The following is a 13,961-nucleotide window of genomic DNA, read 5'->3' as shown; positions in this document are numbered from 1 at the left end:
CGCGCCATGCCGTTCACCCGCCGCCATTTCACCCCGCCGAGTCTACGACTACGCACCTTCGTACGGGCCAATCGATTTTTCCTCATCGGAGTACTTCTGCTGTTGCTGGCTTTCCTCTATTTGGTGGTTACCAATCAGCAGGGCGACGAGCTCATTGCCATCAACCAATTTCGCACCCCCCTTTACGACCGCATTTTTATCGTCGGCACACAGTTGGGAGAGCCCATTGCGTACATCGTGGTACTCCTAATTCTCCTTACCTACCGAGTACGTACCGCCATTTTCGCCGTTTTGACGGGAGCCGCCGTCGGGGTGATCACGGGACTGTTAAAGATCTACTTCGCCCAAGCGCGTCCGATGCGGTACTTTTTCGACAACTTCGAGGAGACCTGGCACAACCTGAACCTGTTTGACGAGCCGATGCGCAACTGGGGCTACTCGAGTTTTCCCAGCGGCCATTCCGCTTCCGCCTTTGCGCTGTACAGCTTCGTGTGCTTCAATATCCGGCGGCCCAAAATTGCCATAAGCGTCGTTTGTTTTCTCCTGGCCGCCGAGGTAGCCTTCAGCCGGATGTACCTGCTGTACCACTTCCTGCGGGACGTCACCGCCGGGGCGTTCCTGGGTTTAATTATTGCAATCGCCATGTTCTTCCTACAGTGGAAAATCTTCCCGGAGAATAAACTGTTGAACGATGGCCTGTGGTGGTCAAACAGAAAGGAACTACCCCCGGTTAAGGAAGCCGTCACCCCCGACCAAACATCATGACCCCCACTCCCCACACCCCCACTATCGCCGTCATCCGGGAAGAGAAGCAGCCCACCGACGCCCGCGCTCCCCTTTCCCCGAAGCAGGTAGCCAAACTGATCCAGGCCGGTTATGACATTGTCGTACAACCCAGTCCCCACCGCTGCTTTACCGACGAGGAATACCGTGCCCTGAATGTCCCTTTGCAGGAAGACATCAGCGACCGCCAGTTGCTGCTCGGCATCAAGGAGGTCCCCATCGACCGGCTCATTCCGGAAAAGACCTACTGCAACTTCGCCCACGTGGCAAAGTTCCAGCCCTACAATCAGGCCCTGCTGCGTGCACTGCTGGACAAAAAGATCACCCACGTCGACTACGAATACCTGACCGACGAGCAGGGCAAGCGACTCATTGCCTTCGGGTACTGGGCCGGAATGGTAGGTGCGCACAACGGACTCTGGGCGTACGGCAACCGTACGGGCGCTTACAGCCTTCCCCGGCTCCGGGATCTGTACGATTACTCCGTGGCCAAGGAAGTGTACGCCAAACTGGAACTACCCGCTACGCTGCGCGTCGTCCTGACGGGAACCGGGCGGGTAGGCGCAGGAGCAGCGCGGGTCCTCACGGATGCCGGGCTTACCCGTGTCACCCCCGACGAATTTTTGGGAGGGACGACCGGTGCCGTCTTTACCCAATTGCCCGTGGAGCGCTACGTCAGCCACCCGAGCGGCAAGGCCGTTAAGCGTAAGCACTTCTACGCCCACAGCGAAGAGTACAAATCGGCCTTCGCCCCCTACACCGAGCGGGCGGATATTTTCGTCAATGGCATCTTCTGGGATGGTAAGGCACCCGCGTTCTTCACCGCCGAGGCAATGCTCGAGCCTGCCTTCCGTATCCGCACCATTGCCGACGTCACCTGCGACATCGCTCCGGCAGCTAGCGTGCCCTCTACCCTAAAGGCTTCCACGATCGCCGATCCGGTGTTCGGCTACGATCCGGCAACCCGCGCCGAAACCGAGCCTTACCGGGATGGAAGCATTGACGTCATGTCGATCGATAACCTCCCCAGCGAATTGCCGCGCGACGCCAGCAAGGCCTTCGGCAAAATTTTGATCGAGCGCATTCTGCCGGAGTTTGACCGGACGGAGAGCGAGATTCTCCGGCGGGCCACCATCACCCACTACGGGCAATTGGGAGAGGAATTTAAGTACCTGAAGGACTTTGCCGCCGGTATGCTCATGTCAACCCGCTGATCATGGTCGTAAACCTGATTTCCGACACGGCTACCCAACCCACTCCGGGAATGCTGGAGGCGATGTTCTCCGCTGCGGTAGGTGATGATGTATTCCGCCAGGATCCCACCGTCAATGAGCTGGAAGCCACCGCCGCCGATCTGTTCGGCATGGAAGCGGCACTCTTCTGTCCCTCCGGCACGATGACCAATCAACTGGCGATCAAGTGCCACACCCGCGCGCTCGATGAAGTCATCTGTGAGGAAAAGAGCCACGTATATCAGTACGAGGGAGGGGTATACAGCCTGTTGTCGAGCGTAAGCATGAACCTCATCCACGGCGAACGGGGCAAGATCCTGCCCGGACAGGTAAGCGCTGCCGTCAAACCGGAATACGACTGGCTGCCCCGCTCCCGATTGTTGGTCATCGAGAACACCTGCAACAAGGGCGGCGGAAGCATCTATACCATTGCCGAAGCCACCGAGATCGTGCGGGAAGCCCGTAGCCACCAGTTGGCCGTCCATCTCGACGGAGCCCGCCTCTTCAACGCCCTGGTGGAAACGGGCGAGGATCCCCGCCAGTGGGGGCAGCTTTTCGATACCGTATCCCTCTGCCTGAGCAAAGGATTGGGTGCCCCGGTCGGCAGTCTCTTAATGGGCGATACCGCTATGATCGCCGAGGCGCGGAGGTACCGCAAGGTCTTCGGCGGTGGCATGCGTCAGGCGGGTTACCTGGCCGCCGCCGGATTGTATGCCCTGCGTCACCACATCGATCGACTGGCCGAAGACAACGCACGGGCCCGACGGCTCGCCGCGGCGCTCACCCAGCTGCCCTTCGTAGCGCGAGTAGCGGAAACCCAGACCAACATTTGTTTATTCGACCTAAAGGACCGGAGCGCCGCTGAATTCCTCGAAGCGTTACGCGCGGAAGGGGTTTTGGCAACTCCCTTCGGACCCCGGACCGTGCGCTTCACCACGCACCTGGGGGTTTCGGAGGAGCAGATCGATTTTGTTATCGATCGACTGCAACGGCTGAGCCGTTCAACCGCTCCACCGGCACGTGGGTGATGGTTTCTACCGGGCAGATCTGTTCGCACAGCAGACAGGCAATGTCGCAGGGCCGGTCAACGGCAATGGTATCGAAGGGACTCACGAAACCCGCTTCTTGTGGACAGATGGCCACGCAGGCACCGCAGTTGATGCAGGCGTTCCAGCCGATGTTGAATAGAACGGGTTGTAGCTTGCTCATATCTTTTTGAATTCGGAGGTAGGGCTAAAGTAGTCCGACATCGTCGCGTAGAGTAAGCGATCGCGTTCTCCAATGTTCATGTTGTGGAAAATGTCCGTCTTAATTCCGTACAGCTTCCACATCTTATCCCCCAGTTCGGCCAGCCAGGCCAGTTGGTAGGCTTCCAGCGCACCACCCTGTACGGGAAGGCCGTCACCGAGGTGGCCGACCAGGAAGTCCGCCGCGATCTTGCCCCCCGAGATGGCGGTGTGCAGTCCGCCGCCCGTGATCGGATTGACGTGCCGTGCGGCATCCCCCACCAGAATCATATTGTCGGCGTACTGGGTACGTAGGGGTGCTGCCAGGGGCACTCCCCCACCCTGCACCTCCAGGATGCGGCAATTGGCGAAGCGGTCCCGAAAGAAGCTCCGTTTGATGAACTTGTCGAGGTGCCAGCGGGCGGGTTTATCGGTCATCGTTGCAATGACGCCCAGTCCGATCTCGGCGTAACCGTGGCCCTTAGGAAATACCCAGGCATAGCCGCCGGGCGCCCATTCGTGGCCCGTCACGATCTCCAGCAGACCTTCAGTTTCGACCCCGTCCACGATGAATTGAAGACAGCCCGCCAGTTCGGTGATCTTGATGTGGGTCTGTAATCCCGCCCACTTGCCGACCTGTGACTGTAGTCCGTCGGCTCCCACAATTACCCTGGTGCGCAGGTGAATGGCTTCGTTGTACCTGCGTAGAGAGACGGTACACGTCCCGTCCTCCTGGGGTCGGTAGCCGAGTCCCTCCGTCTTTAGCCAGACGTCTACCCCGGCCCGTTCGGCCTGCGTCATGAGGTAGCGATCAAAGCGACGGCGATCGACCACGTAACCGAGCGGCTTCTTTCCGGCTTGGGGTCCGTACTCGTCTGCCTTCAGTTGGCGGTAGTCGTGAACCTTGCGGTTCCCGTGCTCGTCGTAGATGGCAAACCCATAAATGGCCTCGTGGATGAATTCGGGATCCGCGTCGATTCCGGCTGATGCCAAGCCGTGTCCGCTGATGGCACCGGAGCACTGGATCGGTGCGCCCAATTCCTGGCGCTTGTCGACCATCAGCACCTTTAGGCCGGCGGTAGCGGCGAAGCGGGCGGTGGTCGAGCCGGCGGGGCCGGCACCGATGATGATCAGATCGTAGTCAGTTTGGGGCATCTAGCGGAATTGTCTACCTCCAAACCCCCACCGGCTGACTGTGTTCAACCGACCGGAAACTCGCTTGACCTACGACTTTTTCCAAACCTCGTACCAGCGCTTACCCGCGCGCTGGCGTTCCTCCCGGCGCTTGTCCTTCTGTTTGCCACGGCGGCGCTTGCGTATTTCTCGCTCCTTGTCCTTGTTCCACACGCCGTTGCGCTTAGCGATCACGTAGCGGATGCTCACGGCGGTTTGGGTGTACAATACGGATTCCCCGCCGCTGACGTTCAGGGCAGGTTTGAAGTCGTAGCTGAGGTTTACCTTCCCTACCGTTGCTTCCAGGCCGACGATGCCGGTCAGTCCCTTCGGGCCATTAAAGGTTTGTCCGGTTTCGGTATCGATTTCATTGTTCCAGCCGGCGTGTACTCCGGCTCCGTAAAAGAGGTTTAGCCGGCGACTAAGCAGTGGTTGGTGCTGTTTGCCGAGTACCGTGAGCGTGCCCTCGTCCTTTCCGATCGACGACAACAGGATGGTTTCCAGAACGAAGTTCTTGTGGATCTGGGGCAGCCGCAGCTGGGCCGTGGCCCCCCACTCGGTCCCGACCCGGATGCCGAGGGCGGCATCGTAGGACTGTGATCCGAGCAGAAACGGTACACAACATAACAGGAGGGCGGGCCAGTGCTTCATGCTGCTATAACGCCGCCCGCGCGATCTTTGGTTCACCCCCGTCGCCGTCGTGCAACCGCGCGGCTGCGACCAGTCTTTTGCCCACGGAGGTGGTCGGGTTTTTCAGGATATCGATGGGTTTGCCCTCCTCCACGATGCGACCGTGCTCCATCACCAGCACGCGATCGGCAAAACTGGCGACCTGGTGCAGGTCGTGGGTGATGAACAGAATGCCGATCTGATCCCGGGTGGCAATTTCACTGAGCAGCTGTTGAATGTCTTCGCGCAGGGGTAGGTCGAGGCTCGCCACGGCTTCGTCACAGATCAGCATCCGCGGCTTGGCGGCAAGTGCCCTGGCGATTACGATCCGCTGCCGTTCGCCGCCGCTAAGCTGGTTGGGATAGCGGTGTAGGAATTTGTCGGGGGGTAGGTTTACCCGGCGTAGGTATTCGGCGGGGTCGCCTGAGCGCCACAACTTGGTTACTTCCCGGAGGGCATCTCCCACAGTCATTTCCGGGTTCAGGGAGCCCGATACATCCTGAAAGATGATCTGGGCACCGGTGAGTTGGCGCACCAGCCGGCCAGGAGAAGCTACGGGAAGCGTCCGGTCGCCTACGTTTAATGTGCCGGATCGCCCGGTTAGCAGGCCGGCAAACCAGTGGGCAAGGGTCGTCTTTCCGCAGCCGCTCGGACCGATAAGCGCCAGCCATTCGCCCTCGCCGATTTTAATGGAACAGTCCACCACCGCCGGCTCTTCGGTTTCCGGATAACAGACCGTCAGACCGCTCACTTCCACCAGTGAAGTCCCGGTCAGGGTGACGGCGCTCCGGATGGATGTTCGGCGCGGCGGCGGCGGCGGACCGATTCGCATGATCCGATCCGTCACCCGACTGAGCAGCCGGGTATCGTGGGTGATGAACAACATCCCCATATTCAACTCCCTGCGCAGCCGGTCGAGTAAACGAACCATTTCCGCTTCGGTGATTGAATCAAGCGCCGTAGTGGGCTCATCGGCAATCAGTAGCCGTGGCCGCCCGATGAGGGCCATGGCAATGAGGATTCGTTGCAGCTCCCCCCCGCTCAATTCGCTTGGCAGGGAACGCAATACGCGCGTGCGGATACTGGCCAGCTCTACCCGTTGGAGCAATTCTTCCAAAAAGGCTTCCCGATCGCTCACTTCGGGCTGTAGTCGGCGTACGGCTTCCCGCAACTGGCATCCGCAGCGGAAGACGGGATTTAGCGCTGCCTGGGTCTCCTGGAAGACAAGCCCGATTTCCCGGCCCCGCAAGCGGATGCATTCCCGATGGCTTAGCTCGAACAGATTGACCGCCGTCCCGGATTTTTGCATAAAAGCAGCGTGACCACCTTGCACCTGCGCACCCGCCGGCAACAAACCGAGCAGTGCCGCAGCCGTCAGGCTCTTTCCCGATCCGGAAGCCCCCACCAGTCCCAGGCTTTCGCCCGGTGCGATCTCGAACGACAGTCCCTCCACGACGGGCCGTTCACCGGTTCCGAAGGCAATACTGAGGTCCACAACATTAAGCAGGTCGGTCACATCGGTCAAGTTACCACTCAGGAACGGATGGCAGAAAGCGGTAGTCTTCGGCCGTGTAGTCAATTGCGGCTACGTACGATTCCCTTCCGTTAGAGATCATAAGGTAGGGGACGCGCAGGGGGCCGTTGTAGTGGGCGGCCTGTCGGAAGGTGTCGGTGGAGAGCGATACCCGGGGAGCCTTGCATTCGACCAGTAAAAAAGGACGCATGTCCCGGTCGAAGACCAAAATGTCGGTTCGCCGCTGATCGTAGTTGACGCTTACGCCGCGCTCCACGGTGATGCGGTTGCGGTTGTACTTCATGTCGCCGATCAAAAAGTGCAGCAGCAACTGCCGTACGAATTCTTCGGGCTGCAGGACCAACCACTTCTTGCGAATATCGTCGAAGACCAGTTTACGGTTTCCCTCCAGCTTGATGGACAGTTTATTCGAAAAACGCTCCAAACGGAGATCAAGGGGACGGGGGTTGCTCACGGTAGCTTTCTGCCAAAGATTGTAATCGGGGAAACAGCAGAAGCAGTGCCCGGTTGATGGCTGCGTCGTATTCCTGAAGGCTTTCTTCCACGCCGGCGAGTTTTTCCGGACGGCTCAGTCGGGGCAGGAGCCGCTCAAAAACTTTGTGCATTCCGTCCGCAGTAGCGTAGAGGCTTAGCCAGTCGTCCTCGACCATTCCGTTCACGTACCGCCGCGCCCGCTCGGGCATTTCCTCCCTGGCTGCCAGGAGGTTACGGTAGGTCGTACGGGTAAACAGAGCAAACGGCACCGGGCCGAGCAATACCCAATTGCGACACAGGTAGTGGTCGAAGGCAATGTCCGAAATGACACCGGCATACCGCCCGTGACGGCTCCGCAGCAACCGGTTAACGGCACGAACATCCGCATCCGCATCCGTTAGGCGGTCGATGGCACGGTGCATAAGTACGCCCCGGTGGATGCCCTCGCGCAACTGCGCTACTTCCTTCCCCCTGAGTAGGTCACCGAGGTAATTGCCCACCTGCAAATCGGCCGAGAAGTGCGAAAGCGTCAGGTGTGCGAGGAAGTTCAAACCGGCACCAGCTGAGACTTGAAGTAATTGTAGATATCAACCTGGGCCCGGAACTGGCCATCGTCCGGCCCGGCTTTCCGGTACTCGTTCAGCTTACCGTTGCAGATCAGCCGCGACCGCTGGTTATCGCGCCACTGGATGTCCATAATGCGCCGGAGTTCCAGCCGGATAAGGTGATCGAAAATGGGCGTTACTACTTCGACGCGACGGTAGAGGTTACGGTTCATCCAGTCGGCCGATCCCATATAGACCTTCTCGTCGCCGTCGTTCCCGAAAATGAAAATCCGGGCGTGCTCCAAAAAGCGATCGACAATACTGATGATCTGAATGTTCTCGTCCTCGCGGGGCACCAGTCGGCAAATGCCCCGTACGATCATCCGCACCTCAACGCCGGCCCTAGCCGCCTGCCGGAGCTTGTGGATCATGTTGGGCTCCTCCAGGCTGTTCATTTTGAGAAAAAGGTAACCGTGGCCTCCGGATTTAGCGATCTCGATCTCGCGGTCGATCAGGTTGAGGAACTCGGATTCCATGTTGAAGGGGGCCACCAGCAGGTGCTTGCACCGGGGAAGGATGAGCTTGCCGCGCAGCAAGTCGAACACCCGCTCGACGTCCTTGCCCAACTTCGGCCGGCAGGTCAGCAGCGCATGATCGGTGTAAAGCTTCGCCGTTTTTTCGTTGAAGTTGCCCGTACCGATGTAGCTGTAGTGAACGGTGTCCCCTTCGGCCGTCTTGCGCTCGATGTGCAGCAGCTTGGTGTGCACCTTCACCGCCGGATAGCTGTACCTCACGTACGCACCGGCCTCCTTCATTTCCTTGCCCCAGTAAAGGTTACTGGCTTCATCAAACCGGGCCTTGGCCTCCACGAAAGCTTCCACCACCTTCCCCTGCTTCAGGGCGTAGAGCAGATTCTGTACGACCTGTGATTTGCTGGCCACCCGGTACAGGGTGATCCTGAGTTTAGTCACTTCCGGATTGTCCGCGGCCTCCCGAATCAGTGCCGGTATGTAGTCGTACTTCTGGTAGGGGAAACTCAGCAGCACATCCGTAGCCTGCATTACCTGCATGATGCTCTCGGCACCTTCCAGCACCGGATGCGGCAGCGGGGGCATCGGTTCGTACGCCAGGTGGTCGCGCCCCGGCGGAAGGGGGAAACTGAAGAAGTCATTGAAATTGTGGTAACGGGCCCCCGGAATCATGTCGTACTTCGAAAGCCTGAGGGCTGACTTCAGCCGCTTGAGCATCCAGCTCGGCATGTCGCCGTCGTAAAGAAAACGGGTAGGCATACCGAGATCGCGGGTGGTCAGGCTGTGCTCGATCTTGCGCAGCAGATCCCCGTCGAATTCATTGTCTATGTAGAGCTCCGCATCCCGACTCAGCTTAAAGCTGTAGCCGAAATCCACGCGCCGGTCCATCCACCGCCCCAGGTTCGCACGAATAACGCTATCGATAAAGATGACGTAATACCCATCGGGATCGTCTTCAGGACTGGGCAGCACCACAAATCGACCGGTTTCCTTCACGGGGATTGCCACCAGGGCTACCTCGCCGGTTTCCTCCGCTTCGGGTTCGTTCAGGGAGATGGCCAGGCACAACTGTCCGTCGTCGAGGAAGGGAAGCTCGTTTTCCGCGTCCTCCTGCCCTTCCGGGGGCAACCAGTGCAGTTCCAGGTGGGGCTGCACGTTGCGGTCGAAGTAGTCGGCGGCAAAGGCCCGTTGCTCTTTGTTCATCTGGTCCGAATGGATCAGGTGGATGTTCTCCTCACGCAGTTGCGGCAGGATCTCTTCCCGGAAGATGCGCCCGAATTCCTCCTGTTGGCGGTACACCGTCCGGCGAATGTCGCGCAGTTCCCGTTTGGGCTTAAAATCGAACAGCTGCCGGCGTTCGTTCTTCGGCAGTTTCTTAAACTGGCGCAGGGAAGAAACCCTTACCCGGTAAAATTCGTCAAGATTCGAGCTGTAAATGGCCAGAAAGCGGATGCGCTCGTAGAGCGGTACCCGCGGATCGGATGCTTCCTGTAGTACCCGGCCATTGAATTCAAGCCAGGAAGAATCGCGTTTGGTCAGTTCGGTAGGCAATGCAGCGGAATTATGTCCCAAAGTAGGTCTTTGGCGGGAACGCAGGTGCAGGTGCGGAGTTGTAAAGAGCGGGGAAATTTGGAATTTCAACCGAGGCGGTTCCGGTGCGAACAAACGGCCTCCAGACGTATTAAACCAGCAACCTATCTATACCGATGAGACTGATGCAACATAAACGGGAGGCCTTTTGGTTCTACCGCTACCTCTCCAATTTCTACGACAAACTCGTCAATCCTCTCTTCTGGACGGCGCGGATGCGGGATAAGTCGCTCGACATTGCGGACTGGGCGAACGGCGATCAACTCCGCGTGGTCGACGTAGGTTCGGGCACCGGCTTCACCACCCAGGGCATCGTCAAACGGGTGCCCGCCAAGAACATCATCTGCCTCGACCAGAGTCCCCAGCAAATGGAGCGCGCCATGGTCAAACCCGACCTGGAAGACTGCCGCTTCCGACTGGGCGATGCCGAAAACCTCCCCTTTGCCGACGATACTTTCGATCGCTACGTCTCGGCCGGCTCCATCGAGTACTGGCCCAATCCACAACGGGGGATCGACGAAGCCTACCGTGTGATCAAGGAGGGCGGACAGGCGCTGATGATCGGCCCCATCGAACCCGCCAACCCAGTCAGTAAGTTCATCGCCAACTTGTGGATGCTCTTTCCCCCGGAGAACGATTACCACCTATACTTCCAGACCGCCGGATTTACCGACGTAAACTGGACCTACATCCGCCCCCACTGGCAGGAAAACGAACGCTACGGCATTGCCATCGTCGGCACGAAGCCCGCCCCCGGCAAACCGACCGGTTACGGTGAGCGCAAGGCTGCCGCTGCCGCCGTGGTCGAAGCCGATCCGAAGGGAGGGTGGCTGGGCCGTAACCTACTACTGACGAGCCGGGTGCTGGTCGGTTCCACCGCCGGCTTCCTCTTCATTCCCATGGCGCTGCTCGCCCACGTCACCGCCCCGATCCGCGGGGTCGAAGGCGAGGTGGAACCCCTCAATCGCGAACAGAAAGCCGTCCTCATCGGAATCGGGGCAATCGCTACCTACTTCCTCGTCCGGGCCATCCTCCGCAAGCGCTAGGCATGCCCGAACTAAACGAGCGCATTCGATCTTTTTACGACCAGTCCACCCCCCTTTGGCTCAACACTTGGGGCGAACAAATGCACCACGGCTACTACGGTCCCGACGGCACGCGCCGGGTAGACCACCGCCGCGCACAGATCGATATGATCGAAGCTCTGCTGGAATGGGGGCTGGCACCCGATAAGAACGTCGGCAGCATTCTCGACGCCGGTTGCGGTGTCGGGGGTAGCAGCCGGTACCTCGCTCTAAAGTATCCCGGAGCCACTGCGCTGGGTGTAACCCTCAGTCCGGTGCAGGCCCAACGCGGGATGGAATACAACCAATCGGCCGGCCTCGCCGGTCGTCTGCGGATCATTGCGAAGGACGTCTACCAGCTCGACCCCGCCGTCGACGGCACGTTCGATCTTATTTGGAGCATGGAATCCGCCGAACACATGGCGGACAAGCAAGAGCTGTTCAGTCTGTTTCGCCGGCTGCTGAAGCCAGGCGGACGGTTGCTGATGGCAACGTGGTGTCAGCGCCCCGAACCACCCTACCTCTCTCCGAGCGACCAGTACACCCTCCATAAAATATGCGAGCTGTACCACCTTCCGCCCCTGGTGAGTATTCCTAACCTCGCCGCGGCGGCCGAGCGGGCCGGACTAAAGCATATTCGCACCGACGACTGGTCGGATGCCGTCGAACCCTTCTGGGGTGCTGTGATCCGCAGCGGCCTCGATCCCCGCAACTGGCCGGGACTCATCCGTTCGGGCATCGGCACCATCCGCGGGGCCTGGGCCATGAAGTACATGAAGCAGGGTTTCGCGACCGGGGCGATCCAGTACGGCGTGCTCTGCGCAACGAAGCAGTAACTGATTTTCCCCGGTTACCTAATCCGCCGCGATCAGCTCCCGCGCGTTCTTCAGCGCCGAATCGCTCGGTGGGTTCTGACTTAGCATGGTGGCAATCGCCCGTACTCGTTCTTCCGTATCGAGTTCGCGAACGCGCGTGATGGTGCGTTCGGCGTCCTTCTTATCGGTTTTATACACAAAATAATGGCGGTGGGCACGGCTAGCCACCTGGGGCGAGTGGGTGATCACCACGACCTGGTGGTGCGTACTTAATTCGGTAAGGATGCGGCCCATCTTCTGGGCAACGTCTCCGCTCACCCCGGCGTCGATCTCGTCGAAGATCAGCGTCGGCAGCTCCATGGCCGAGGCAACCAGACTTTTGGTGACCAGGGCGAGGCGCGACATCTCTCCACCAGAGGCCGCGTCCTTGATGCTTTGCAGTTTTCCACCCTTATTAGCGCTGAACAGGAAGCGTACTTCATCGAGCCCGTTCGGGCCGGGCTTTTCCAGGGGCTTGAAGTCGACTTCCAGACGGGCATTTGACATGCTCAGCTCCGATAGTTGTCGGCGCACGTCACTGGCAAAACGGGGAGCCACCCGCTGTCTTTCCTTGCGCAGCGCGGTGCCCTGTCGGATCAGGTCGGCCGTCAGCCGTTCCCGCTCTTTTTCCAGCTTGGTAATGTTGCCCCCCAGATCGGCGAAGTGGCCGAGGCGATCGGAAAGCTCCTTATATATCTCAATAAGTTCCTGGTTGTCCTTGACCGCATGCTTGGTGTGGAGGCGGTACAGCAGATTGAGCCGTTCCTCGATCTCTTCCAGTCGCTCGGGGTTCACTTCAGTGTCTTCCCCGAACGCTTCCAGGTCGGAGGCGACTTCGTCCAGTTCGAGGCGAATACCCTCGAAGCGTTCGTTGATCGCCCGAAGCTGGGGATCCCCCGCGGCGAGCGGCGTCAACTTCACCGCAATGGCCATGAGCCGGTCGCTGACCGAGCTGTCCCCTTCCGTGAGGTAATGAAATACGCCGGAGGTGAGCTGCTTTATTTCGTCGGCGTTGCTCAACCGGTGGCGTTCGGCTTCCAGCTCCTCCTGTTCGTTGGCCTGCAGCCCGGCCTCCTCAAGCTCGTTGACCTGAAATTCCAGGAACTCCTGTTCCCGACGTGCCTGAGCCTGCTCCTCCTGAAGTTGGTGGAGCCGTCGCCGGGTCTCCTGAAGTTTGCTGTAATCCCGCCGGTAAGCCTTGACGGCCTCCCTTTGGGTAGCCAGTGCATCGAGTAATTCAAGTTGAAACTCGCTGTTGTTGATGTACAACGTATCAAACTGCTGGTGGAGGTCGATCAGGGTCGCACCGAGCTGCTGCAGCACCTTGAGGTTGGCGGGGGTATCGTTCACGAAGGCCCGGCTCTTCCCGGAGGGGGTGATCTCACGACGAATGATCAGTTCGGGATCGTAGTCGAGGTCGTTTTCGGCAAAGAAAGACTCCAGATCGTAAGCAGCCACTTCGAAACGACCCTCGATGACGCACTTCTGGGTATCGTTGAAGAGGGTCTTGGTGTCGGCCCGCCCGCCGAGGATCAGGTTGAGCGCACCCAGTACGATCGACTTGCCGGCGCCGGTCTCGCCGGTGATGATGCTCAGCCCCTCCGCGAAGTCGAGGGTGAGCTCTTCGATAATGGCGTAGTTGCTGATGTGCAGCCGCTTGATCATAGAGGAAATGTTGGAAAAGCCCAAATTTACAACCAATTCGACGCGGACCGAAATGCGCCGAACAATTGTTTTTGATTACATTGAGAACCTAACAACGTACACGCGCATGAACTGGTGGCTCATCCCCCTGGTTGCCCTGATTCCCCTGGCGGTCGGTGCAATCTACTACAACGAACGGGTCGTCGGCGGTATCTGGATGCGGGCTACGGGCCTGGATGCGGATAAACTCCGCTCGGGCAATATGCTCGTCATCTTCGGTATGACCTACCTGTTCAGCATTTTGGTAGCCCTCATACTCCCGAGTATGGTCATTCACCAGTCCGGTATAGACAGCCTGTTGGCTCACGTCGGCGATGAAGTCGGCGCGGAGGTTTTCGCAGCCTTAGATACACTAGACCAGGAATATGGAATTATGTCCCTGCACCGCACCTTCGGTCACGGGTTTTTCCACGGTGTCCTGGTCGCAATTGTATTCGTCGGCAGTCTACTCGCCATCAATGCACTCTTCGAACGACGCCGGTGGAACTACGTGCTGATCCACGTAGGGTACTGGGCCATCACCCTCGGACTGATGGGAGGCGTACTCTGCCAGTTCCTCGTGCTTTCCTAATCTCTCACCCTA

14 protein-coding genes are annotated in these 13,961 nt (G+C 59.1%); 6 read left to right on the top strand and 8 right to left on the bottom strand.

Translation table 11 applies throughout. The features are described from left to right. The first annotated feature begins 6 nt into the window (after window positions 1-6). The 3 genes from GGR28_RS01930 to GGR28_RS01920 are packed head-to-tail and all read left to right on the top strand — an operon-like array spanning window position 7 to window position 3,043. Entirely contained in the window at window positions 7-765 is a 759-nt protein-coding gene (locus GGR28_RS01930; RefSeq protein WP_183494024.1) for a phosphatase PAP2 family protein, read from the top strand. After that, complete coding sequence (locus GGR28_RS01925; protein ID WP_183494023.1) at window positions 762-1,997, top strand: NAD(P)-dependent oxidoreductase; 1,236 nt, start codon at window positions 762-764, stop codon at window positions 1,995-1,997. Before GGR28_RS01930 ends, GGR28_RS01925 begins: the two co-directional genes overlap by 4 nt. A 2-nt stretch (window positions 1,998-1,999) precedes the next feature. Next, entirely contained in the window at window positions 2,000-3,043 is a 1,044-nt protein-coding gene (locus GGR28_RS01920) for a threonine aldolase family protein (protein ID WP_183494022.1), read from the top strand. Here the strand turns inward: GGR28_RS01920 and GGR28_RS01915 are convergent. From GGR28_RS01915 to ppk1, 7 genes are all read right to left on the bottom strand, one after another. After that, a complete protein-coding gene (locus tag GGR28_RS01915; protein ID WP_183494021.1) occupies window positions 2,988-3,224 on the bottom strand; it encodes a 4Fe-4S binding protein in 237 nt (78 codons plus the stop codon). The genes GGR28_RS01920 and GGR28_RS01915 overlap by 56 nt on opposite strands. Next, window positions 3,221-4,396: a geranylgeranyl reductase family protein gene (locus GGR28_RS01910; protein WP_183494020.1), complete on the bottom strand. Its 1,176-nt coding sequence runs from the start codon at window positions 4,394-4,396 to the stop codon at window positions 3,221-3,223. The genes GGR28_RS01915 and GGR28_RS01910 overlap by 4 nt, the downstream gene beginning before the upstream one ends. Window positions 4,397-4,465: 69 nt before the next feature. Continuing rightward, window positions 4,466-5,065 (bottom strand): hypothetical protein, encoded by a 600-nt coding sequence (locus GGR28_RS01905; RefSeq protein WP_183494019.1) that lies wholly within the window; start codon window positions 5,063-5,065, stop codon window positions 4,466-4,468. Between the two features lie 4 nt (window positions 5,066-5,069). Then, window positions 5,070-6,599 (bottom strand): ABC transporter ATP-binding protein, encoded by a 1,530-nt coding sequence (locus tag GGR28_RS01900; RefSeq protein ID WP_183494018.1) that lies wholly within the window; start codon window positions 6,597-6,599, stop codon window positions 5,070-5,072. A gap of 10 nt (window positions 6,600-6,609) precedes the next feature. Further along, entirely contained in the window at window positions 6,610-7,041 is a 432-nt protein-coding gene (locus tag GGR28_RS01895; protein ID WP_221233774.1) for a type I restriction enzyme HsdR N-terminal domain-containing protein, read from the bottom strand. A 7-nt stretch (window positions 7,042-7,048) separates the two neighbouring features. After that, window positions 7,049-7,642: an acyl carrier protein phosphodiesterase gene (locus GGR28_RS01890; protein WP_183494016.1), complete on the bottom strand. Its 594-nt coding sequence runs from the start codon at window positions 7,640-7,642 to the stop codon at window positions 7,049-7,051. Beyond that, entirely contained in the window at window positions 7,639-9,717 is a 2,079-nt protein-coding gene (gene ppk1 / locus GGR28_RS01885; protein WP_183494015.1) for a polyphosphate kinase 1, read from the bottom strand. The genes GGR28_RS01890 and ppk1 overlap by 4 nt, the downstream gene beginning before the upstream one ends. 155 nt (window positions 9,718-9,872) lie before the next feature. Between ppk1 and GGR28_RS01880 the strand changes: the two genes are divergently transcribed. Together GGR28_RS01880 and GGR28_RS01875 are read left to right on the top strand one after the other, a co-directional pair. Then, a complete protein-coding gene (locus GGR28_RS01880; protein ID WP_183494014.1) occupies window positions 9,873-10,802 on the top strand; it encodes a methyltransferase domain-containing protein in 930 nt (309 codons plus the stop codon). Between the two features lie 2 nt (window positions 10,803-10,804). Then, window positions 10,805-11,656: a methyltransferase domain-containing protein gene (locus GGR28_RS01875; RefSeq protein ID WP_183494013.1), complete on the top strand. Its 852-nt coding sequence runs from the start codon at window positions 10,805-10,807 to the stop codon at window positions 11,654-11,656. Window positions 11,657-11,674: 18 nt separating this feature from the next. Here GGR28_RS01875 and recN read toward each other — a convergent pair whose 3' ends face one another. Continuing rightward, window positions 11,675-13,339: a DNA repair protein RecN gene (gene recN / locus GGR28_RS01870; RefSeq protein WP_183494012.1), complete on the bottom strand. Its 1,665-nt coding sequence runs from the start codon at window positions 13,337-13,339 to the stop codon at window positions 11,675-11,677. A 106-nt stretch (window positions 13,340-13,445) separates the two neighbouring features. Here recN and GGR28_RS01865 point away from each other — a divergent pair, with 106 nt between their 5' ends. Further along, window positions 13,446-13,949: a DUF1761 domain-containing protein gene (locus tag GGR28_RS01865; protein ID WP_183494011.1), complete on the top strand. Its 504-nt coding sequence runs from the start codon at window positions 13,446-13,448 to the stop codon at window positions 13,947-13,949. Window positions 13,950-13,961: the final 12 nt, after the last annotated feature.

The sequence above is a fragment of the Neolewinella aquimaris genome (assembly GCF_014197245.1).
Taxonomy (GTDB): domain Bacteria; phylum Bacteroidota; class Bacteroidia; order Chitinophagales; family Saprospiraceae; genus Neolewinella; species Neolewinella aquimaris.
Note: the sequence above shows the minus strand (reverse complement) of the source record. Positions and strands in the feature narration are given on the sequence as shown.

Bases quoted from the DNA above. Each gene is read 5' to 3' on its own strand.
- GGR28_RS01930 (WP_183494024.1), top strand. From the start codon at position 7: ATGCCGTTCACCCGCCGCCATTTCACCCCGCCGAGTCTACGACTACGC.
- GGR28_RS01925 (WP_183494023.1), top strand. From the start codon at position 762: ATGACCCCCACTCCCCACACCCCCACTATCGCCGTCATCCGGGAAGAG.
- GGR28_RS01920 (WP_183494022.1), top strand. From the start codon at position 2,000: ATGGTCGTAAACCTGATTTCCGACACGGCTACCCAACCCACTCCGGGA.
- GGR28_RS01915 (WP_183494021.1), bottom strand. From the start codon at position 3,224: ATGAGCAAGCTACAACCCGTTCTATTCAACATCGGCTGGAACGCCTGC.
- GGR28_RS01910 (WP_183494020.1), bottom strand. From the start codon at position 4,396: ATGCCCCAAACTGACTACGATCTGATCATCATCGGTGCCGGCCCCGCC.
- GGR28_RS01905 (WP_183494019.1), bottom strand. From the start codon at position 5,065: ATGAAGCACTGGCCCGCCCTCCTGTTATGTTGTGTACCGTTTCTGCTC.
- GGR28_RS01880 (WP_183494014.1), top strand. From the start codon at position 9,873: ATGAGACTGATGCAACATAAACGGGAGGCCTTTTGGTTCTACCGCTAC.
- GGR28_RS01875 (WP_183494013.1), top strand. From the start codon at position 10,805: ATGCCCGAACTAAACGAGCGCATTCGATCTTTTTACGACCAGTCCACC.
- recN (WP_183494012.1), bottom strand. From the start codon at position 13,339: ATGATCAAGCGGCTGCACATCAGCAACTACGCCATTATCGAAGAGCTC.
- GGR28_RS01865 (WP_183494011.1), top strand. From the start codon at position 13,446: ATGAACTGGTGGCTCATCCCCCTGGTTGCCCTGATTCCCCTGGCGGTC.